This is a genomic window from Prevotella sp. LMAG:51, assembly GCF_008680225.1.
Lineage (GTDB): Bacteria > Bacteroidota > Bacteroidia > Bacteroidales > Bacteroidaceae > Prevotella > Prevotella pectinovora.
This window is the reverse complement of record NZ_NALQ01000006.1, coordinates 74650-94760: the sequence shown is the minus strand read 5'-3', so window position 1 is coordinate 94760 and position 20111 is coordinate 74650. Positions and strand designations below refer to the sequence as shown.

General features: G+C 49.4%; 16 protein-coding genes. 13 read left to right on the top strand and 3 right to left on the bottom strand.

The genetic code is table 11. The features are described 5' to 3' along the window. The first annotated feature begins 12 nt into the window (after window positions 1–12). Entirely contained in the window at window positions 13–1866 is a 1854-nt protein-coding gene (locus CCC32_RS02830; RefSeq protein WP_022316232.1) for a penicillin-binding transpeptidase domain-containing protein, read from the top strand. Then, entirely contained in the window at window positions 1847–3313 is a 1467-nt protein-coding gene (gene rodA / locus CCC32_RS02825; protein ID WP_042520132.1) for a rod shape-determining protein RodA, read from the top strand. Before CCC32_RS02830 ends, rodA begins: the two co-directional genes overlap by 20 nt. Window positions 3314–3678: 365 nt before the next feature. Here rodA and CCC32_RS02820 read toward each other — a convergent pair whose 3' ends face one another. From CCC32_RS02820 to CCC32_RS02810, 3 genes are all read right to left on the bottom strand, one after another. After that, window positions 3679–4158, bottom strand: coding sequence for a gliding motility lipoprotein GldH (locus tag CCC32_RS02820; protein ID WP_278841905.1), 480 nt, complete (start codon window positions 4156–4158; stop codon window positions 3679–3681). Between the two features lie 19 nt (window positions 4159–4177). Beyond that, window positions 4178–5707 (bottom strand): regulatory iron-sulfur-containing complex subunit RicT, encoded by a 1530-nt coding sequence (ricT, locus tag CCC32_RS02815; RefSeq protein ID WP_278841907.1) that lies wholly within the window; start codon window positions 5705–5707, stop codon window positions 4178–4180. Window positions 5708–5781: 74 nt separating this feature from the next. Then, window positions 5782–6957 (bottom strand): DNA polymerase III subunit, encoded by a 1176-nt coding sequence (locus CCC32_RS02810; RefSeq protein ID WP_287072168.1) that lies wholly within the window; start codon window positions 6955–6957, stop codon window positions 5782–5784. Window positions 6958–7247: 290 nt separating this feature from the next. Here CCC32_RS02810 and xylE point away from each other — a divergent pair, with 290 nt between their 5' ends. The 11 genes from xylE (at window position 7248) to CCC32_RS02755 (ending at window position 20044) form a co-directional block, all read left to right on the top strand. Beyond that, window positions 7248–8726, top strand: a complete 1479-nt coding sequence (gene xylE, locus CCC32_RS02805; RefSeq protein WP_278841911.1) for a D-xylose transporter XylE — start codon at window positions 7248–7250, stop codon at window positions 8724–8726. A 565-nt stretch (window positions 8727–9291) separates the two neighbouring features. Beyond that, window positions 9292–10473, top strand: coding sequence for a phosphoribosylaminoimidazolecarboxamide formyltransferase (locus CCC32_RS02800; RefSeq protein WP_287072162.1), 1182 nt, complete (start codon window positions 9292–9294; stop codon window positions 10471–10473). A 10-nt stretch (window positions 10474–10483) separates the two neighbouring features. Further along, window positions 10484–10669: a hypothetical protein gene (locus CCC32_RS02795; protein WP_287072159.1), complete on the top strand. Its 186-nt coding sequence runs from the start codon at window positions 10484–10486 to the stop codon at window positions 10667–10669. A 367-nt stretch (window positions 10670–11036) separates the two neighbouring features. After that, complete coding sequence (locus CCC32_RS02790; RefSeq protein WP_042520133.1) at window positions 11037–12953, top strand: LptF/LptG family permease; 1917 nt, start codon at window positions 11037–11039, stop codon at window positions 12951–12953. Between the two features lie 60 nt (window positions 12954–13013). After that, on the top strand, window positions 13014–14222 hold the full coding sequence (locus CCC32_RS02785; protein ID WP_022316313.1) for a bifunctional 3,4-dihydroxy-2-butanone-4-phosphate synthase/GTP cyclohydrolase II: 1209 nt from the start codon (window positions 13014–13016) through the stop codon (window positions 14220–14222). A gap of 199 nt (window positions 14223–14421) precedes the next feature. Beyond that, window positions 14422–15615 (top strand): pyridoxal phosphate-dependent aminotransferase, encoded by a 1194-nt coding sequence (locus CCC32_RS02780; RefSeq protein WP_022316312.1) that lies wholly within the window; start codon window positions 14422–14424, stop codon window positions 15613–15615. Between the two features lie 286 nt (window positions 15616–15901). Next, complete coding sequence (locus CCC32_RS02775) at window positions 15902–16741, top strand: MotA/TolQ/ExbB proton channel family protein (RefSeq protein ID WP_022316311.1); 840 nt, start codon at window positions 15902–15904, stop codon at window positions 16739–16741. Between the two features lie 34 nt (window positions 16742–16775). After that, window positions 16776–17399, top strand: a complete 624-nt coding sequence (locus CCC32_RS02770; RefSeq protein WP_022316310.1) for an ExbD/TolR family protein — start codon at window positions 16776–16778, stop codon at window positions 17397–17399. 1 nt (window position 17400) lies between these two features. Then, a complete protein-coding gene (locus CCC32_RS02765; protein ID WP_042520135.1) occupies window positions 17401–18045 on the top strand; it encodes an ExbD/TolR family protein in 645 nt (214 codons plus the stop codon). 41 nt (window positions 18046–18086) lie between these two features. Next, complete coding sequence (locus CCC32_RS02760; RefSeq protein WP_022316308.1) at window positions 18087–18917, top strand: energy transducer TonB; 831 nt, start codon at window positions 18087–18089, stop codon at window positions 18915–18917. A gap of 167 nt (window positions 18918–19084) precedes the next feature. Next, window positions 19085–20044 (top strand): PstS family phosphate ABC transporter substrate-binding protein, encoded by a 960-nt coding sequence (locus tag CCC32_RS02755; RefSeq protein WP_044065745.1) that lies wholly within the window; start codon window positions 19085–19087, stop codon window positions 20042–20044. Window positions 20045–20111 lie beyond the last annotated feature (67 nt).

Sequence of the window (20111 nt, the reverse complement as noted above, 5' to 3'; positions counted from 1 at the left end):
CAATTTCAAGAAATGAGCAAAGATTTCGGATTAGAAAACAGGAAATACGTGATTGGCGGCGTTGCCATGGTCATCATCATCATCTACATCATACGACTCTTCGTGTTGCAGATCATGAGTGAGGACTACAAGAAGAATGCCGACAGTAACGCATTCCTGAAAAAAATAGAATTCCCCGCCCGTGGCGCCATCACCGACCGCCACGGCAAACTCCTCGTATACAACCAGCATGCCTACGACATAATGGTGATAATGAACGAGGAGAGCGGACGCCTCGACACCATGGCTTTCTGCAACGCCTTGGGCATTACCAAGGAATTCTTCATAAAAAGGATGAACGATATAAAAGACCGTTCAAAGAATCCCGGCTACTCCAGATTCACCCAGCAGCTCTTCATGAGCCAGCTGACATCAGAGGAAAACTCCGTGTTCCAGGAAAAGATATACCGGTTTCCCGGTTTCTACATACAGAAGCGCAGCATCCGACAATATATGTATCCTTATGCCGCACACGTGCTTGGCGATGTGAGCGAGGTTTCACTCGCCGACATCGAAGACGACGACTACTACCAGGCAGGCGACTATATCGGAAAGCTCGGCATAGAGAAATACTACGAGAAAGAGCTGCGCGGCACCAAGGGAGTGCATATCCTGCTGCGCGACGCACACGGCAGAATACAGGGCAGCTACCAGAACGGCAAGTTCGACACCAAGCCCATTGCCGGCAAAGACCTCACGCTCGGCATCGACCTGCAGCTGCAGGCGCTCGGCGAAAGACTTATGCAGGGCAAGATAGGAAGTATCGTTGCCATCGAGCCTGCCACGGGAGAGGTGCTTTGCATGGTGTCGTCGCCAAGCTACGACCCGCGCCTGATGACGGGAAGGATGAGAGGCAAGATGCACCACTACTTGATGAAAGACCCCTACCGTCCGTTGCTCAACCGCTCAATCATGGGACAGTATCCTCCGGGCTCCACCTTCAAGACTTCACAGGGTCTGACGTTTCTGACCGAAGGCATCGTGTCGCCATCCACGGCTTTCCCATGCCATCACGGATTCTCGTTCCGCGGACTCCATGTGGGATGCCACGGACACGCCTCACCGTTATCCATAGTGCCGGCAATAGGCACTTCATGTAACGGATATTTCTGCTGGGGACTGTATTATATGCTGGGCAACAGAAAGAGATACAAAACCGTGCAGGATGCCATGAACACATGGCGCGACTACATGGTGAGCATGGGATTCGGATATAAACTGGGCATAGACCTGCCGGGAGAGAAACGCGGACTGATTCCAAACGCACAGTTCTACGACAAGGCATACAAGGGATCGTGGAACGGACTGACGGTAATCAGTATCAGCATCGGACAGGGCGAGGTGAACCTCACCCCGCTCCAGATTGCCAATCTGGGAGCGACAATCGCCAACAGAGGATTCTTCTATACGCCACACGTGGTGAAGAAGGTGAAGGGCGAGTATCTCAAACCGGAATTCAGAGAGCGCCATTACACCAAGGCAAACCACCGGTCGTACGAATATATCGTGGCGGGAATGAGGAAGTCGGCAATGGACGGCACCTGCAAAATGCTCTCCCGACTGCCGATAGAAGCCTGCGGAAAGACCGGTACAGCCCAGAACCGCGGCCACGACCACTCCGTATTCATGGGCTTCGCCCCGATGAACAAACCAAAGATAGCCATCGCCGTCTACGTAGAGAACGGAGGATGGGGAGCCGACTACGGTGTACCTATCGGCGGACTGATGATGGAACAGTATATTAACGGAAAGCTGTCGCCTTCTTCTGAGAAAGAGGCAGAGGCATTCCAACACAGACGTATAGCTTATGGCTCAAGTGACAGATAAACAACCGAGCGTGCTTCGCTCTCTGGACTGGTGGACGATAATAATCTATGTGGCGCTGCTCTGCTTCGGATGGATCAGCGTATGCGGAGCGAGCTACACCTATGGCGACAACGACATATTCTCACTGGGTGCCCGCTCCGGCATGCAGATAGTATGGATAGGCACTTCGATAGCACTGGGCTTCGTGTTGCTGATGCTCGACAGCAAGTTCTACGACACCTTCGCCTACGTGATATATATGGTGTTGCTCCTGCTGCTCTTTGCAACGATATTCAACCCACACGAAATCAAAGGCTCGAGGTCGTGGCTCGTGCTCGGTCCGCTACGACTGCAACCGGCAGAGTTTGCCAAGTTTGCCACTGCCCTTGCCGTGGCGAAATTCATGAGCGCCTATGGTTTCGACATACACCGCTGGCGCGACTTCGCCACTGCCTGCGGCATCGTATTGCTGCCGATGCTCTTCATCGTGGCACAGAAGGAAACGGGTTCTGCATTGGTATACCTGTCTTTCTTCCTGATGTTCTATCGTGAGGGAATGCCGGGCAGCGTATTGTTCACAGGAGTAGCGATGGTGGTGTATTTCGTTGTAGGAATCAGATACGGCGAGACTCTCATCGAACCCTCGCCCACTCCTATCGGACCGTTCGTCGTGTTGCTGCTGGTACAGATATTCACAGCCGGCATGGTGCGCACATACTGCAAAGACAAACACAAGTCGTGGCTCATCATAGCTTATTCAGTGGGTGCCACGGTGCTGTCGGTACTGTTCGCAGAATTCGTGTTGCCTTTCAATATCGTTTACGTACAGCTCGCAGTTACGCTGATTCTCATCGGCTATCTGCTATACCAGGCGTTGTATACGAGGATGCGCAACTATTTCCTTATCCTGTTGTTCACCGTCGGTTCGGTGGCATTCTTCTATTCTGCAAGCTACGTATTGAACAATGTGATGGAGCCTCATCAGCGAGTGCGCATCAACGTGCTGCTTGGTCTCGATGAAGACCTGAAGGGTGCCGGCTACAATGTTCACCAGAGCGAGATAGCCATCGGTTCTGGCGGTCTGAAGGGCAAGGGATTTCTGAACGGAACACAGACGAAATTGAAATTCGTGCCGGAGCAGGACACCGACTTTATCTTCTGCACCGTTGGCGAAGAGGAGGGATTCGTAGGGTCGGCAGGAGTATTGCTATTGTTCCTCGCCCTCATCATCAGACTGATAAAGATGGCGGAGCGACAACCGTTCCGTTTCGGCAGGGTGTATGGCTATTGCGTATTGAGCGTTTTCCTCTTCCATGTTTTCATCAACGTGGGAATGGTGTTGGGACTGACACCTGTAATCGGTATTCCGCTGCCGTTCTTCAGCTACGGAGGATCATCGCTATGGGGATTCACGATTCTCCTTTTCATCTTCCTGAGAATCGATGCGGCAAGGAATATGCCGAAATAATATTCAATGACATAAGAAAAAAAATGACCGATTGCAGCTTAGTGCACAATCGGTCATTATATTTTTTAACCCAAATCGGTCATTAGGGCTTGCTTGTATTTTGCTTTTTTAGAAGAGTGGATTTTGTTTGGCTTTTAATGAGTAATAGCGAGCTATTGCGAATTAAAAACAAGCAAAAGACGCCTTATAAAAAGCAAAAGACTGCAAGCAGTTATTAAAATTATACATTGAACGGACTAATGACCGTTTTGGGTTTAACCAGAATCGGTCATTATGTTTTAACCCTAAACGTTCATTAGGGCTTAATTGGATTATTTTAGAAGAGAGGATTTTGTTTATCCTGAAATTCCATATCAGATTCTCCATCATCTCTTCACTATCTTCACGCCGATGTCTGACACACCGGGAAGTATCTCCCTCTTCATGTTGTGGCGCACACAGATATGCAGCGAGTCGCCTTTGTTGAGAGATATCTCACGGATGGGGAAAGAGTATTGGTATGCACTGACACCATCGCCGAGAAAATTTCCTCTGCTGTCGGTGATAGGACACTTGATGGTGTCGGTAACCACCTTGCCGGAAGGATATACCGTCTGCTGCACTATCAGACTGACGCTCGTGAACGGGAATATCTCCGTCATCCTGACGCCCAGAGACTGAGAATATACACCAGCCTGCTTCATCTTGGGAACGTCGAAAGACAGGGTGTCGTTCTTCTCCCAGCCTGATAGCGGCGTATGGTCGTAGGTGTTATACACGGTGTCGGTAGTGCATGATGCAAAGACATTCGCCACTATTACTGCGGCGAATGTCATTATATATAATATGGTGTGTCTGAAGTGCATATCTGCGTTGTCGTTATTTTTACTGGTTGCCGCCGTCATTGGCTTTCTCCTGCTTCGGCTGTTGGGGAGTGTTAGGTTTTCCCTGACGACGACGCTGTCCGCCGTTTCCGTTTCCACCATTCCTCTGCTGCTTAGGTCCGCGCTGCCTCTGACGGTCGTCCTGCGGTTTCTGCTGGTCGCCATTAGCATCAGGGCGTTGAGGTTTGGCGTCACGCTGTGGCTTGTTATCAGGGCGCTGCTGTTGTTTACCCTCTTGGCGTTGTTGCGGCTTGCCCTCCTGACGTTGCTGCTGTGGCTTGTCCTCCTGACGTTGCTGCTTGCCTTCTGCTCGGCGCTGCTTCCTGTTCTCGGCTGAAGCCTGCTGGTTGCCTCCTTGCTGGTTGTTTGCAGGCTGTTGGTTGTTGGCGTTTGCAGCCTTAGCATCCTTGTTGTCCTGAGCTTTGTTGCCACGCGACTTCTGTTTCTTCTTTTTCTTTGCCTTGTCAAATCTCGTGAGACTCTCGCCTGCCAGAAGGTCCACCTGATGGTTCTCCGTCATAGGCTCATCGCTGTCGCTGAGCGAGTCAGGCTTTTCTCCCCGCCTGTTCATCTCCACAATCTCGAGTGCGCGCTGAGCGGTGATTGTCACGAGGTTTGCTGCGAGGCGCTTGTCGGTGGAATATGTCACAAGACCTGCCAGGATATCTGTCTTGAAGAGGAAGTGGTCGCCATCCATAGTCTGCAGCACCACTTCGCGGCTCGGCAATTTGCGGCCTGCCTCTATGTAGCTGTCCACCTCATAGTTGAGACAGCATTTCAGTTTGGCACACATTCCTGCGAGCTTCTGCGGATTGAGCGAGATGTCCTGATATCGGGCTGCTCCTGTGCTCACCGACACGAAGTTCTTCATCCATGTGGCGCAACATAGTTCTCTGCCGCAAGGTCCTGTTCCGCCGATGCGTCCTGCTTCCTGTCTGGCTCCGATCTGTTTCATCTCGATACGCACATGGAAAGTCTCGGCAAGCACCTTGATAAGCTGGCGGAAGTCCACTCGCTCATCGGCGATATAATAGAAAATCGCCTTGTTGCCGTCGCCCTGATACTCCACATCACCGATTTTCATCTGCAGGTTGAGGTCTTTGGCTATCTGTCGGCTCTGAATCATGGTGCCGTGTTCGCGGCTCTTCGCCTCGCGCCATTTGTCGATATCCACTGGTTTCGCTATGCGATATATGCGCTTGATGTCGTCCATAGACTTGAGGTTCGCCTTCTTGACCTGCAGTTTCACGAGCTTTCCCGTGAGCGTCACCACTCCGATATCATGACCCGGACTTGCCTCCACAGCCACCACATCGCCCTTCTTCAGATCGAGGGCATTGACATTATGGTAATATCCCTTTCGGGTGTTCTTGAACTGCACCTCAACAAGGTCTGTGCTCTCGGCATTTCCCGGCACATCAGCAAGCCAGTCGTATGTATTCAGCTGGCGGTCCTGCCTTCCGCAGCCTCTTCGGCAGAGTCCGCGAGAACAACCGTCGCCAACGGTGAATTTCATATTCTTGAAGTCCATATCGTAATTCTCTTTTCTTTATTAATAAAATATTGTGTGTGTATATATATTGTCCGTGCTTCCCATCCGGAATGTCATTTCTGTATGAGCAGCACGATTGTCTTCAGCGCGATGTCGAAGAACACGATCTTGGCATTTGCGTTCTGTCCTATGTCGCGTATTCCACGCTCGTAGAGTTCCGACAGCTCCACCACATTCGCCTCGTTGATGAAACGGGCGAAATTCTTCGAGAAGTTCTCCTCTTCGGCAGTCATGTAGTTGAGTTCGGGTTTATGGAAGTTATACATGAAATTCTCTCTTATGAGTCTTCCGAAATATGCGAGCATACTCTTCTGTCGTTCTCTTCCGTATCCCGCCACCGCTTCGCTCCATTTCTTCAGGTCTTTTATCTTGCGCATATATGCCAGTCGCATGAGCATTATGAACATGTCGAGAAAGAGTCTGTTCTCGTTGCCTGCATCAAGTTCTGCCTCTGCGGCAAGCCAGTTGCCGTTTGCCACTCTCGCTATGCGGTGGGCCATATCGGGCGCCACATATCGTTTGTCTATGAGCGTCTGCTCCATCGACGGAGTGTCTATGCGCTTGAAGTCGAACCGCTGAGTACGGCTGCGGATAGTTTCAAGGAGTTTCTCCGGTTCCTCACAAACCATTATGAACACGGTCTGGTGTGGCGGCTCCTCTATCAGCTTCAGCATACTGTTGGCGCATTCACCGTTCATCCTCTCCGGCAACCATATTATGCACACCTTGTATCCGCCCTGACTCGACTTCATGCTGAGTTTACGTACGAGCGCATTGCTCTCTCCCACTCCGATAATCGGCTGTTGGTTGGCGGCACCCATGGCAGTGAGCCAGTTGGCCATTGAGAAATACGGCGACTTGCATATCATCTCGTTCCATTGCCGGGCAAAATCATCACTTTCCATCTTGTGTTCTGACGAAGTGCCGGCAGGTTTTATCACGGGATATGAGAAGAACAGGTCGGGATGTCCCCATTTGGCAAGCATCGCCTCTGCGCTGCGGCGCTTGTCGGCGGTTAGCGGCGGCATGGCTGCTGCGACGGCATGCTGGTCGGCATCATCGCCGTCACGCTCTCCGAGCAGGAATGAGGCAAAAGCCATGGCAAGCGCCATCTTGCCGCATCCCAACGGGCCACAGAATAGCATGGCATGGGGCACACGGCCTTCGGCGACGAGCTGCAGCAGCTGCCGCTTGGCTTCTTCCTGTCCTATAACGTCTCTGAATTTCATCTTGCCTATATAACGGAAAGCCTGTCTGCGCTACCACACCACCGTGTATGGAAACGTCGGCTTTTCCGTGGATGCAAATTTACGCAAAATTATCGACTTATTTTTAAAACATCGGCAAAAAGGAACATGACAGTTTGTTTTATGGTGTAAAAAATGCCAAAACAAGTGGATTATCGATGCTACGGAAACGTTTTTCATAATTATTCTGCTCAATACATTATGTTTTTCGAACAATAAACATTACCTTTGCCTCATAATAACGAACTAACCTACGTAAAACAAAAAACAAAATGAAACAGACACAACAGAATGTGGCCTGGCAGGAAAACGGCAGCAGGTCATATCTAATCTCTATCGTCATGGTGGCGGTGTTGGGCGGACTGCTCTTCGGCTACGACACGGCTGTGATTTCGGGTGCAGAGAAGGGACTACAGGCGTTCTTCAAAGGGGCTGCCGACTTTGAGTACTCCGACTTCATGCACGGCTTCACCAGTTCGAGTGCTCTCATCGGCTGCATCTTCGGCAGCGCCGTATCAGGATTCTTCGCAAGCCGCTTCGGCCGCAAGCGTTCGCTGATATTCGCCGGCATCTGCTTTTTCCTGTCGGCATGGGGTTCGATGGAACCCGAATCGTATATTATGCCACAGGGCAGGGCAAGCCTGGAGTTGCTATATGTGTTCAATGCCTACCGTGTGCTTGGCGGCTTCGGTGTAGGAATGGCGTCTGCCATCTGTCCGATGTATATCGGCGAGGTGGCACCGAGCAATATCCGCGGAATGCTCGTCAGCTGGAACCAGTTTGCGATCATCTTCGGACAGCTCGTGGTGTATTTCGTCAACTTCATCATCCTCGGATCTCACGCCAACCCTATATACGATGCTGTAGGCAAGATTGCCAACTGGGCAGACTGCCAATGGACGGTGGAAACGGGATGGAGGTATATGTTCGGCAGCGAATGCGTGCCGGCAGCACTCTTCACTCTGCTGATATGTTTCGTGCCCGAAACCCCTCGCTATCTCGTGATGATAGGACAGGACAAGAAAGCTGAGGGTATCCTCGCCCGCATCAACGGTTCGAACAAGGCGAAGGAGATAATCAGAGATATAAAGGAGACTATTACCGTGAGGACGGAACCTCTGATGACCTATGGTTTCCTCTGCATCTTCGTGGGAGTGATGCTCTCGGTATTCCAACAGGCAGTGGGTATCAACGCCGTGCTCTATTACGCTCCCCGCATCTATGAAGACATGGGAATGAAAGACCCTATGGTGCAGACCGTTATCATGGGTATCGTAAACATATCGTTCACGCTCGTTGCAGTGTTCACGGTAGAGAAACTCGGACGCAAGCCTCTGCTCATCTGGGGTTCTATCGGCATGGCAATAGGTGCGCTCGGCGTGGCACTCACCTTCGGCAACCCGAGTCTTGGCACGGTGACGATGCTGAGCATCATGGTATACAGTGCGAGCTTCATGTTCTCGTGGGGCCCTATCGCCTGGGTTCTCATCGCCGAGCTCTTCCCAAACACCATCCGTGGTGCAGCGGTTGCCATTGCAGTAGCCTTCCAGTGGATATTCAATTTCATCGTGAGTTCCACCTTCGTACCGCTATTCAACATGCATCTCACCGAAGGCGACGACTTCGGACATTGGTTCACCTATGTGATGTATGGCGTCATCTGTGTGCTTGCCGCACTATTCGTCTGGAAACTGGTTCCTGAAACTAAAGGCAAGACTCTCGAAGACATGACGAAGCTATGGAAGAAATAACGCTGATTTACTGTATGACAGAGAATTTCAAAAAAACTGTCAGACCATCTGGTTTTTCACCGTAACGTTCTGACAAACAGATAGTTGACTATCTTGCGATTGTCAGGCAATTGTCTGGATAGTTTGCTGATGAAAGGAATTGTCAGATGGAAGGAATTGTCAAATGAGAGGAATTCAGACGACAGGAATCGTTTGCGTTGGCAGAATCCTGTAATATGGAAATATGGGTGTTACAACAGTCACTTATTGGGCAGACGTCTGACAGCAAATCTGCCCAACAGGGGCAAGCACGTTACCCATGATGGGCAAGCACCGTGCCCCAGTTGGGCAAGCACCGTGCCCATTTTAACCCAAATCGGTTATTAGGATTAAGTGTGAGCTAAACTTATTCCGCCAACGGGTCATTTTCTCTATAAAGACAAATTATTGCCGGTCTCCTGTCTATGCGGAGACCGGCTTCTTTCAATGCCTTCTTCCGCACGTCATATACACTTTTCGCCACAACGCTTTGACATCTGACAAAAAAGAAGTAATTTTGCAGCAAAATAGGTAAAGAGACATTATAATGAAAGAGTTACAGTTAAAGTACGGATGCAATCCGAATCAGAAGCCCTCACGAATTTACATGGAAGAGGGCGAACTCCCAATCGAAGTATTAAACGGCCGTCCGGGCTACATCAACTTCCTTGATGCCCTGAACAGCTGGCAGCTCGTGAAGGAGCTGAAAGAAGCTACAGGACTGCCTGCAGCAGCCAGCTTCAAGCATGTATCACCGGCAGGCGCCGCTGTGGGACTGCCACTGAGCGACACACTGAAGAAGATATACTTCGTTGACGACCTGAAGATGGAACTCTCACCCATCGCCTGTGCATACGCAAGGGCACGCGGCGCCGACCGCATGAGTTCATACGGCGACTTCGTGGCATTGAGCGACACTTGCGACGCCGCTACGGCAACGCTGCTCAAGAGGGAAGTGAGCGACGGAGTTATTGCCCCGGACTTTACGCCTGAGGCTCTGGAAATCCTCCACGACAAGCGCAAGGGTACATACAATGTGATTAAGATAGACCCTACTTACAAACCAGCACCGATTGAACACAAGCAGGTGTTCGGAATCACATTCGAGCAGGGACGCAACGAGGTGAAGCTCGACGACCCGAAGCTCTTCGAGAATATCCCTACCAAGAGCAAGGAATTCACAGAGGAGGCCAAGCGCGACCTCATCATAAGTCTCATCACACTGAAATACACACAGAGCAACTCTGTTTGCTACGTGAAGGAGGGACAGGCTATCGGCATCGGCGCCGGACAGCAGAGCCGCATCCACTGCACGCGTCTGGCCGGCAACAAGGCTGACATCTGGTGGCTGCGCCAGCACCCGAAGGTGATGAACCTTCCTTTCGTGCCGGGTATCCGCCGCGCTGACCGCGACAACACAATCGACGTGTATATCAGCGAGGACCACGACGACGTGCTCGCCGACGGCACATGGCAGCAGTTCTTCACAGAGAAGCCGGAGGTGCTGACGATGGAGGAGAAAAAGGAGTGGATTGCCAAGAACACCAAGGTGGCACTGGGCAGCGATGCCTTCTTCCCATTCGGCGACAACATCGAACGCGCCCACAAGAGCGGTGTGGAATATATCGCACAGGCAGGTGGTTCGGTACGTGACGACCATGTCATCGACACCTGCGACAAATATGGCATCACGATGGCATTCACCGGCGTAAGACTCTTCCACCATTAATATCACGACTATGGACATAGATCAGATCATCGAAGGCGGCATGACATTCAGACCGGCCAGAAAGAGCGACGAATCCAACGGCAAGGTGAAGACGAAAGCCAAGAAAAAGGCATACATAACTGGTGCCCACGGTAGTGGCTCAGCCATGCAGAAAGCGAAATACCGCCAGCAAAGAGCCAACAGAAAAAGGAAATAACGTCGGCACTTGAACGATCCGACCTGGAAAGCTACTCCCCTGAAACCAAACAACGGATTTCAGGGGAGTTTTTTCGTATCTGACTGTATATCCCTCTAATCGGCCATCAGACAGTCTGGGAATTATTGGCACAACGAAAAAAAACAAAACGCCAATGAAAACCGCTGACACCGGAAATGAAATCCGCTGATATATGACATATCCGCTGCTACATGACTTATCCACTGATTATAACACAAATAACGCATCGGGAAATGTTGAAATACTCAAAACTTGGTAAATAGAAGGAAATATTTTCTGACTTCCGATTTTTTGTAGTATTTTTGCACCGTTATTGGGCAATGACGCCCTATGATACCACAAGACAATGCTTAGAATAAAGAAATTAGACATCTTCATATCCAGACAATTCGGAATGCTCTTCATCGGAACATTCTTCATCTGCCAGTTCGTGCTGATGATGCAGTTTCTATGGAGATATGTCGATGAACTCATCGGCAAGGGATTGTCGGTGGAGGTTATGGCGCAGTTCTTCTGGTATATGAGTCTGATTCTCGTGCCGCAGGCTTTGCCGCTGGCCATCCTGCTGTCGTCGCTGATAACCTTCGGAAACCTCGGCGAGAGCAGTGAGCTTACTGCCATCAAGGCTGCCGGAATATCGCTGATGCAGGCTTTCAGGTCGCTGATAGCCATAACACTGATAATATCCGGAGTGTCGTTCTACTTCCAGGATGTGGTGGCACCAAGCGCCAACATGCAGTTCGCTCAGTTGCTGATGTCGATGAAGCAGAAAAGTCCGGAACTGGAAATACCGGAAGGCGTGTTCTACGACGGAATACCGAACTGCAACCTGTATGTGCAGAAGAAGGACCTTAACTCCGGAATGCTCTATGGCATAATGATTTACCGCATGACAGACAGTTTCGAGGATGCAGCGATAATACTCGCCGACTCGGGCATGCTGCAGTCTACGGCAGAGAAGAAGCACCTCGTGCTGACGCTGCATAGCGGAGAGTGGTTTGAAAACATGAAGTCGTCTGACGTCACGGGCAGCGCCAACGTGCCATACAGACGGGAGACGTTCATCTCCAAGAAAATCGTACTCGACTTCGACAACGGATTCAACCTTGCCGACGCAAGTTCGCTTTCCAACAATGCCAAGGCAAAGAGCATATCCCAGATAAGCCACGATATGGACTCGATAAGTCATGAATATGACAGCATCGGACGTGCATTCTACAAAGACGCCCGATTCATGCTCCTGGGCAGCCAGAAGATTTCGAGAAGCGACTCCATGAGGATAAAGAAAGAAGTGGAGAGCGGAAAGTTCAACGTGAAGAAGAAATTTGAATCGCTAACGGCTGACAACAAGCTGAGGGCCGTGAACAACGCCATGTCGACGGTGCAGAACAACATGAACGAACTGCAGTTCAAGGCAATGGTGACGGGCGACGGCGACAAGCTGCTGCGCCAGCACAAGATAGAGGCGATAAACAAATTCACGCTCGCCCTTTCGTGCATCATATTCTTCTTCATCGGTGCCCCGTTGGGAGCAATCATCAGAAAGGGCGGACTCGGAGTGCCGGTAATCATCTCGGTGCTCGTATTCATCGTATATTATATCTTCGACAATACCGGATACAGAATGGCGCGTGGCGGCATGTGGGCGGTATGGTTCGGAAAGAGCATCGCGACATCCGTACTGACACCGCTCGCCATATTCTTCACCTATAAGGCTAACAATGACTCCGTGGTGTTCAACATCGACGCATACAAGAAGGTGGCGGCAAAGCTGCTCGGACTGAGAACGAAGAGGAGCATAACGAGAAAGACGGTGATAATAGAGACTCCCGACTATGAGAAAGACCGGCAGAACATCGAACAGATAACCAAGGAGATAAAGCAGTATGCCACGACACACAAGCTGAAATCTCCGCCAAACTTCATCAACGTGTTCTTCAAATATCAGCCGGACCACGAGATGGAGCGCATCGGCGAACTGCTCGAAAGCACCATTGCCGACCTTTCGAACTCAAAAGACAGAAAGGTGATAAACTGTCTGAACGAATATCCCGTGATAATGGTGAAATCACACACAAGACCGTTCGAGAGGAAATGGCTGAACATCACCGCCGCCATAATCGTGCCGGCAGGTCTGTTCTTCTTCTTCAGGATGTGGAGATTCAGACTGAGACTGATGAGAGACCTCAAGAAAATCAGCGAGACCAACAAATTGATGACAGACAGGCTCACTGAAATGAAAGAGGAGCCGACGGCAAGATGACAAACAGGAGAATTTACATACAAAGAAATTTATATATTATATAATAAGGTAACAATCACAATGGAGAATTTAAAGCTCAATACCGTAGAAGAGGCCATCGAAGACATCAAAGAAGGCAAATTCGTTATCGTAGTGGATGACGAGGACCGCGAAAACGAGGGCGACCTCATCATCGCAGCCGAGAAGATCGACGCCGAGAAAGTGAACTTCATGCTCAAGCATGCCAGAGGCGTGCTCTGCGTGCCCATCACTATGTCGAGATGCAAGGAACTCGACCTGCCACACCAGGTGTCTGACAACACCTCTATGCTCGGCACGCCGTTCACAGTGACGGTGGACAAGCTGGAAGGATGCTCCACAGGAGTATCCGCACACGACAGAGCAGAGACTATAAAGGCTCTCGCCGACCCAAGTTCCAAACCGACAACCTTCGGCAGACCAGGACACGTGAACCCGCTCTATGCACAGGACAACGGAGTGCTCAGAAGAAGCGGCCACACCGAAGCCGCCATCGACCTCTGCCGCATGGCAGGACTCTACCCTGCCGGTGCACTGATGGAGATTATGAACGAAGACGGCACGATGGCAAGACTGCCACAGCTGCTGGAGTTCGGCAAGGAATACGGTCTGAAGACGATTTCCATCAAAGACATGATAGCATACAGACTCAAGAATGAGGTGCTCGTGGAAAAAGGAGAAGAAGTGGACATGCCGACGGCATACGGACACTTCAGACTCGTGCCGTTCCGCCAGACAAGCAACGGAATGGAACACATGGCACTCATCAAGGGAAGCTGGGAGCCAAACGAACCGATCCTCGTCAGAGTTCACTCCTCATGCTCTACCGGCGACATCTTCGGAAGCAAGAGATGCGACTGCGGAGAACAGCTCCACAAGTCGATGGAGATGATAGAAAAAGAAGGAAAGGGCGTAGTGGTATACATGCAGCAGGAAGGTAGAGGCATCGGACTGATGAACAAGATTGCCGCATACAAACTGCAGGAGAAAGGTCTCGACACAGTAGAGGCAAACATACACCTGGGATTCAAGCCGGACGAGAGAGACTACGGATGCGGAGCACAGATTCTCAGACAGCTCGGAGTGAGCAAGATGAGACTCCTCACCAACAACCCTACAAAGAGAGTGGGACTTGAGGCTTACGGACTGGAAATCGTGGAAAACATACCAATCGAAATCGCACCTAACGAATACGACTACAAATATCTCCAGACCAAAAAGCTGCGCATGGGACACAACCTTCACCTATAATATATATATATAGACCGGAGAATGAAATAACAAGACATTACATACACGGCAAAGGGCTGTTTCTTAGACATATTGTTCTATGAAACAGCCCTTGTTGCTATTACTTAACACATATTACAAAATAAAAGTGAGAATTATTCGTTAAAGAGAAGAAAATAATATACTTTTGCAACAAATATAAACACATAACACATCTTATATGACAAAATTATCAGACCGCCTGAACAGGCTCGCTCCTTCGGCTACATTAGCGATGTCGCAGAAAAGCGGAGAAATGAAAGCGCAAGGTATCGACGTTATCAACATGAGCGTGGGAGAACCGGACTTCAACACACCTGACCATATCAAGGAGGCGGCCAAGAAAGCTATCGACGAGAACTACTCGAGATACTCGCCAGTGCCGGGATATATCGAACTGAGAAAGGCTATCGTCGAAAAGCTGAAGAAGGAAAACGGACTGGAATACTCAACAAACGAGATTCTCGTGTCTAACGGTGCCAAGCAGAGTGTGTGCAACACGGTGATGGCACTCGTAAATGATGGAGAAGAGGTGATAATCCCTGCTCCATACTGGGTGAGCTATCCGCAGATGGTGAAACTTGCCGGAGGAGAACCGGTTATCGTTGAAGCCGGATTCGAACAGAACTTCAAGATGACACCGGAGCAGTTCGAAGCTGCCATAACGCCAAAGACAAGGATGCTCATCCTGTGCTCGCCAAGCAACCCTACAGGCAGCGTGTACTCTGAAGAAGAACTCAGAGGGCTTGCTGAGGTGATAAAAAGACATGAAGGACTGTATGTGCTCGCCGACGAGATCTACGAACACATCAACTACGTGGGCAAGCACAGCAGCATCGCCCACATAGAGGGAATGAGAGAGCGAACGATAATCGTGAACGGAGTGTCTAAGGCATACGCCATGACAGGATGGAGAATAGGATTCATAGCAGCTCCGGAATGGATAGTGAAAGGATGCAACAAGCTGCAGGGACAGTATACGAGCGGCCCTTGCTCAGTGAGCCAGAAAGCGGCAGAGGCTGCCTATACCACATCGCAGGAATGCGTGGAGACAATGAGGAAAGCGTTTGAAAGACGCCGCGACCTTATCGTGGAACTCGCCAAGGACATACCGGGACTGGAAGTGAACAAACCGGAAGGCGCCTTCTACCTGTTCCCTAAATGCAGCAGCTTCTTCGGCAAGAGCTACAACGGGAAGAAGATAGAAAACTCAACGGATCTCGCCATGTTCCTGCTCGAAGTGGGCCACGTGGCAACAGTGGGCGGCGACGCATTCGGCGACCCATACTGCTTCCGCATGAGCTATGCCACAAGCGACGACAATATCCGCGAGGCGATGAAACGCATCAAGGACACATTGGCGCTGCTGGCATGACAGACGAACAGCGTGTCTTTATGATGCGCTGATGGAAAATATTGCGGATAAAAACACTCGAAGCATATAGAAAAGCACTCTGAAAGGAAAAAAATCGCATCAAGGTAGTTAAAATGATTTAACTTTTTATCAAAGTCAATATTAAATTACTATCTTTGCACGGATAAGAAGTGCATAAATCACTATGTTGACCTTCGAGACAAACTTTAAATCAGCCTTCAAAAGGCGCTAATCGAGAATATAACTTAAATTTATTAATAACTTAAAAATCAAATTCAACAAAATTATGGCAAATTCACAGACAAAAGCCCCAGCCAAGGCTAAGAAGCAGGGCTTTCAGGGCGTTCGCGCAGCGTTTTGGATCATCGTACTCTGCTTCATCGCAGGTGTATGCTTCTACGAGTTCGTTCTCGGTAACCCAGGTAACTTCCAGGGTGGCGACAACGCAAACGCTCCACTTCCAGGCAACTTGCTCGGTACTATCTACAAGGGAGGTATCGTCGTTCCTGTCATCATCACACTTCTCTTCACTGTGATCGCACTTTCAGTAGAGCGTGGTCTGGCTCTCCGCACTGCAAACGGCAAGAGCAGCCTCGTTAAGTTCGTTGCTAACGTTAAGGCAGCAGTTTCAGCCGGCGATATGGCTAAGGCTCAGCAGCTTTGCGACAAGCAGCAGGGTGTTGTAGGTAACGTTGTTACAGCTTCTTTGAAGGCTTACTCAGAGATGGAGAATACTCCAGGTTTGAAGAAGGAGCAGAAGGTTTCTAAGATCCAGCAGGCTCACGAGGAGGCTGTTCAGCTTGAGATGCCTACTCTTCAGATGAACATGCCGATCCTGGCAACTCTCGTAACACTTGGTACTCTTACCGCTCTGTTCGGTACCGTTGTGGGTATGATCAAGTCGTTCGCCGCTCTTGCAGCCGGTGGTGGTGGTGACTCTCTCGAGCTCTCTACCGGTATTTCTGAGGCCCTCGTCAACACTGCTTCTGGTATTTTGACTTCATGGTGCGCCGTTGTTGCTTATAACTACTACTCAAACAAGATCGATAAGCTCACTTACGCTCTTGACGAGGTTGGTTACACTATCGCAAAGACATACGAAGCTAACCATACAGAAGAGGCTTAATCTTTATTACTAACCCTTTAAAACTTTATTCATTATGGGTAAGATAAAGATTAAGAAAGCCGACGTCTGGATAGATATGACCCCTATGTCTGACGTTATGGTCCTTCTGCTTACCTTCTTCATGTTGACGTCAACGTTCGTGAAGAATGAGGCAGTGAAGGTAAATGCGCCGGGCTCAGTGTCAGAGATCAAGGTTCCAGAAACAGAAGTTCTGCAGATTATCGTTGACAAGGATGGTAAGATCTTTATCGGACTTGACAAGCCAGGATATATGCAGGAGATGCTCGAAGGATTCAAGAGCAAGTTCTCAGGACTCTCTCTCTCTGCTATGCAGGAGAAGAACTTCGTTGGACTCGCTTCCTTCGGTATGCCTATGAATAAAATGTCTGATGTTCTCAAGCATGAAGCAGGAGACGTCAACAATCTTCAGAAGGAAATGGGTATTCCTACTGACTCCATCAACGGAGGCATGAGTGAATTCCAGTGCTGGGTAGACGCCGCACGCAACTCTTCTTTTGGCGACAAGATGAAGGTTGCTATCAAGGCTGACGCCGCAACTCCATACAAGGTTGTAAAGAAGATGATGTCTGAGCTTCAGGACATGAGTGAGAACCGTTATTATCTTATCACTACATTAAAGAAGGAGGAGGCTGAATAATATGGCAAAGAAAAAAGGTTCAAGACAGAAAAAAGCCGAGACCCGCGTCGACTTCACCCCTATGGTGGATATGATGATGCTTCTTATCACCTTCTTCATGCTCTGTACTTCTCTGAGCAAGCCTCAGTCAATGCAGCTCACCATGCCAAGTAATGATAAGAACGTGAACGAGCAGGACCGTTCTGCTACCAAGGCGTCACAGACTCTGACTCTGTACCTTGCAGGCAACGACCAGATCTATCACGTAGACGGTATTCCACAGTATGACAACCCTGCATGTCTGAAGAAGACAACATGGGGTGCTGACGGTATCCGCAGCGTCTTGATCAACCACAGGACTGAGGGGGGTTACACACCTGTCAAGAACATCATGGCAGCAAAGAAACTTCTCGATTCAGAGCGTGCAAAAGACAAGAGCATGAGCGACTCTGTTTACAACGCCAAACTTGACAAGATCAAGAAGGGTGAACTGGAAACAGGTAAGGTTCCTGCACTGACAATCATCATCAAGGCTTTGGATACTGCATCCTATAAGAACCTTGTAGATGCTCTCGATGAAATGCAGATTTGTGCAATAGGTAAGTACGTTATCGACAAAGTAAACGACGACGACATGCGCCTTCTGAAGGCAGCCGGCGTTAAGTAAACGATGTTGATAGTTTTCTAAAATTAAACATTTTAAAGAAAATGGCAAAAATTGATCTTATATCAAATGAATGGGCTGACATAGTCTTCCAAGGTCGTAATAAGGTCTATGGTGCTTACCAACTGCGTAGAGGTACAAGCAAGCGTAATATCGTTTCAATGATATTCGTTGCTGCCGTCGCAGCGGTTGCATATTTAGGACTTGCAGCTTATAACTCATATCAGGAAGCTCAGAAGGCTAAGTTCGAGGCTGAAATGGAGGCATCTCTCCTTGAGGCAAAGAAGGAGGCCAAGGTTGAGAAGAAGACCGAGACTCCTAAGGTGGAGCAGGTGCAGAAGGTAGAGAAGGTTAAGTCTTCTATCGCCTTTACACCTCCTGTCATCAAGAAGGACTCTGAGGTTAAACCTGAGGAGGAAATGAAGACTCAGGATGAGTTGAAGGAAACCAAGACTGCTATCGGTGCTTTCGACGTTAAGGGTAACGACGAGGCAGGTGGTACAGTGCTCAAGGCCGTTGAGGAGATTGCAGCTCCAGAACCTCCAAAGCATGAGGAGGAGCAGAACAAGATCTTCGAGGTGGTAGAGCAGCAGCCTCAATTCCCTGGCGGATCTGTAAACGGATGGCTCGCTGATCATATCAAGTATCCAGTAGTTGCTGCTGAGAATGGTATTTCGGGTCGTGTAGTTGTACAGTTCGTCGTAGAGAGAGACGGTTCTGTATCACAGGTTAGGGTCGTTCGTGGTGTTGACCCATCACTCGACAAGGAGGCACAGCGCGTAATCAGCAGCATGCCTAAGTGGATTCCTGGTAAGCAGAATGGCCAGGCGGTACGTTCAAGATTTACCGTACCTGTAACATTCCGCCTTCAGTAATCTCACATAGACGAGATATCTAACAAGAAGAGTAGAGGAATTGCCTTATAGAAGGTGGCTTCTGCTCTTCTTTTTTTTCTCTGACATACAGAGAAATATCCTAACAGAATAATTTATAAAACAAGTGGCTCCAAGAACAACGGGGCTGTCACAAAACAAGAATTATCATGAAGCGAACGACTTACACATTTCTTACAATGATGGTTGCATTATTGGTTTTCTGCGCATGTTCAGGGCAAAAGTCCAAGAATGCAAGAACTGACACCTACTCGTCAGGCAAAATGACATTGATGTGCGATGAGAGCTTCAGCCCTATCGTGGAGGAAGAGCTTGCCGTATTCCATGCCATGTATCCTGACGCTCATGTCACAGCGAAATACACAAATGAGATTGATGCCTTCAACGCACTGATGAAACAGGACGTGCATCTCATCATAACGGCAAGGAACCTGTCTAAGAAACAGCTCGAATATTTCAAGAGCATGAAGATACAGCCACGTTATTTCCCGCTTGGCTACGACGGACTGGCGTTCATCATAAACAAGAACAATGTTGACTCCTGCATAACGGTGAAGGACATCAAGAGAATCCTCTCCGGACAGGCAACAAAGTGGAACCAGATAAACAAGGGTTCGAAATTCGGAACCATCGACGTGGTGTTCGACAACAAGCAGTCGGCAGCCGTGAGATGGGCAGTAGATTCTATCCTTGGCGGCAAACCTATCAACAGTCCTAACATCTCGGCCGTGAACACAAGTGCTGAGGTCATCAAATATGTTGAGAAGACTCCTAACGCCATCGGCATCATCGGCAGCAACTGGCTCAACGACAAGCGAGACACTACAAACGTGACATTCAAGAAGAACATCACGGTTATGTCGGTATGCCAGATGGAGAAGGCTACGGAGATGAACAGTTGGAAACCATACCAGCTATACCTGCTCGATGGCAGATATCCGTTCGCAAGAACGATTTACGCACTGCTTGCCGACCCGTTCCATGGACTGCCCGTTGGCGTGGCAAACTTCATGCAGTCGCCACAGGGGCAGAAGATTATCCTGAAATCTGCTCTCCTCCCCTATCGCGGAGACCTGGAATGGCGCAGCGTTCAAGTTAATGATGATTAAAAGAACAAGAATATTTTCTCTTACAATGCAATTTATCAAGCGGATAAGTGTTAGATAAATAAAAATA

Bases quoted from the DNA above. Each gene is read 5' to 3' on its own strand.
- CCC32_RS02830 (WP_022316232.1), top strand. From the start codon at position 13: ATGAGCAAAGATTTCGGATTAGAAAACAGGAAATACGTGATTGGCGGC.
- rodA (WP_042520132.1), top strand. From the start codon at position 1,847: ATGGCTCAAGTGACAGATAAACAACCGAGCGTGCTTCGCTCTCTGGAC.
- CCC32_RS02820 (WP_278841905.1), bottom strand. From the start codon at position 4,158: ATGCACTTCAGACACACCATATTATATATAATGACATTCGCCGCAGTA.
- ricT (WP_278841907.1), bottom strand. From the start codon at position 5,707: ATGGACTTCAAGAATATGAAATTCACCGTTGGCGACGGTTGTTCTCGC.
- CCC32_RS02810 (WP_287072168.1), bottom strand. From the start codon at position 6,957: ATGAAATTCAGAGACGTTATAGGACAGGAAGAAGCCAAGCGGCAGCTG.
- xylE (WP_278841911.1), top strand. From the start codon at position 7,248: ATGAAACAGACACAACAGAATGTGGCCTGGCAGGAAAACGGCAGCAGG.
- CCC32_RS02800 (WP_287072162.1), top strand. From the start codon at position 9,292: ATGAAAGAGTTACAGTTAAAGTACGGATGCAATCCGAATCAGAAGCCC.
- CCC32_RS02795 (WP_287072159.1), top strand. From the start codon at position 10,484: ATGGACATAGATCAGATCATCGAAGGCGGCATGACATTCAGACCGGCC.
- CCC32_RS02790 (WP_042520133.1), top strand. From the start codon at position 11,037: ATGCTTAGAATAAAGAAATTAGACATCTTCATATCCAGACAATTCGGA.
- CCC32_RS02785 (WP_022316313.1), top strand. From the start codon at position 13,014: ATGGAGAATTTAAAGCTCAATACCGTAGAAGAGGCCATCGAAGACATC.
- CCC32_RS02780 (WP_022316312.1), top strand. From the start codon at position 14,422: ATGACAAAATTATCAGACCGCCTGAACAGGCTCGCTCCTTCGGCTACA.
- CCC32_RS02775 (WP_022316311.1), top strand. From the start codon at position 15,902: ATGGCAAATTCACAGACAAAAGCCCCAGCCAAGGCTAAGAAGCAGGGC.
- CCC32_RS02770 (WP_022316310.1), top strand. From the start codon at position 16,776: ATGGGTAAGATAAAGATTAAGAAAGCCGACGTCTGGATAGATATGACC.
- CCC32_RS02765 (WP_042520135.1), top strand. From the start codon at position 17,401: ATGGCAAAGAAAAAAGGTTCAAGACAGAAAAAAGCCGAGACCCGCGTC.
- CCC32_RS02760 (WP_022316308.1), top strand. From the start codon at position 18,087: ATGGCAAAAATTGATCTTATATCAAATGAATGGGCTGACATAGTCTTC.
- CCC32_RS02755 (WP_044065745.1), top strand. From the start codon at position 19,085: ATGAAGCGAACGACTTACACATTTCTTACAATGATGGTTGCATTATTG.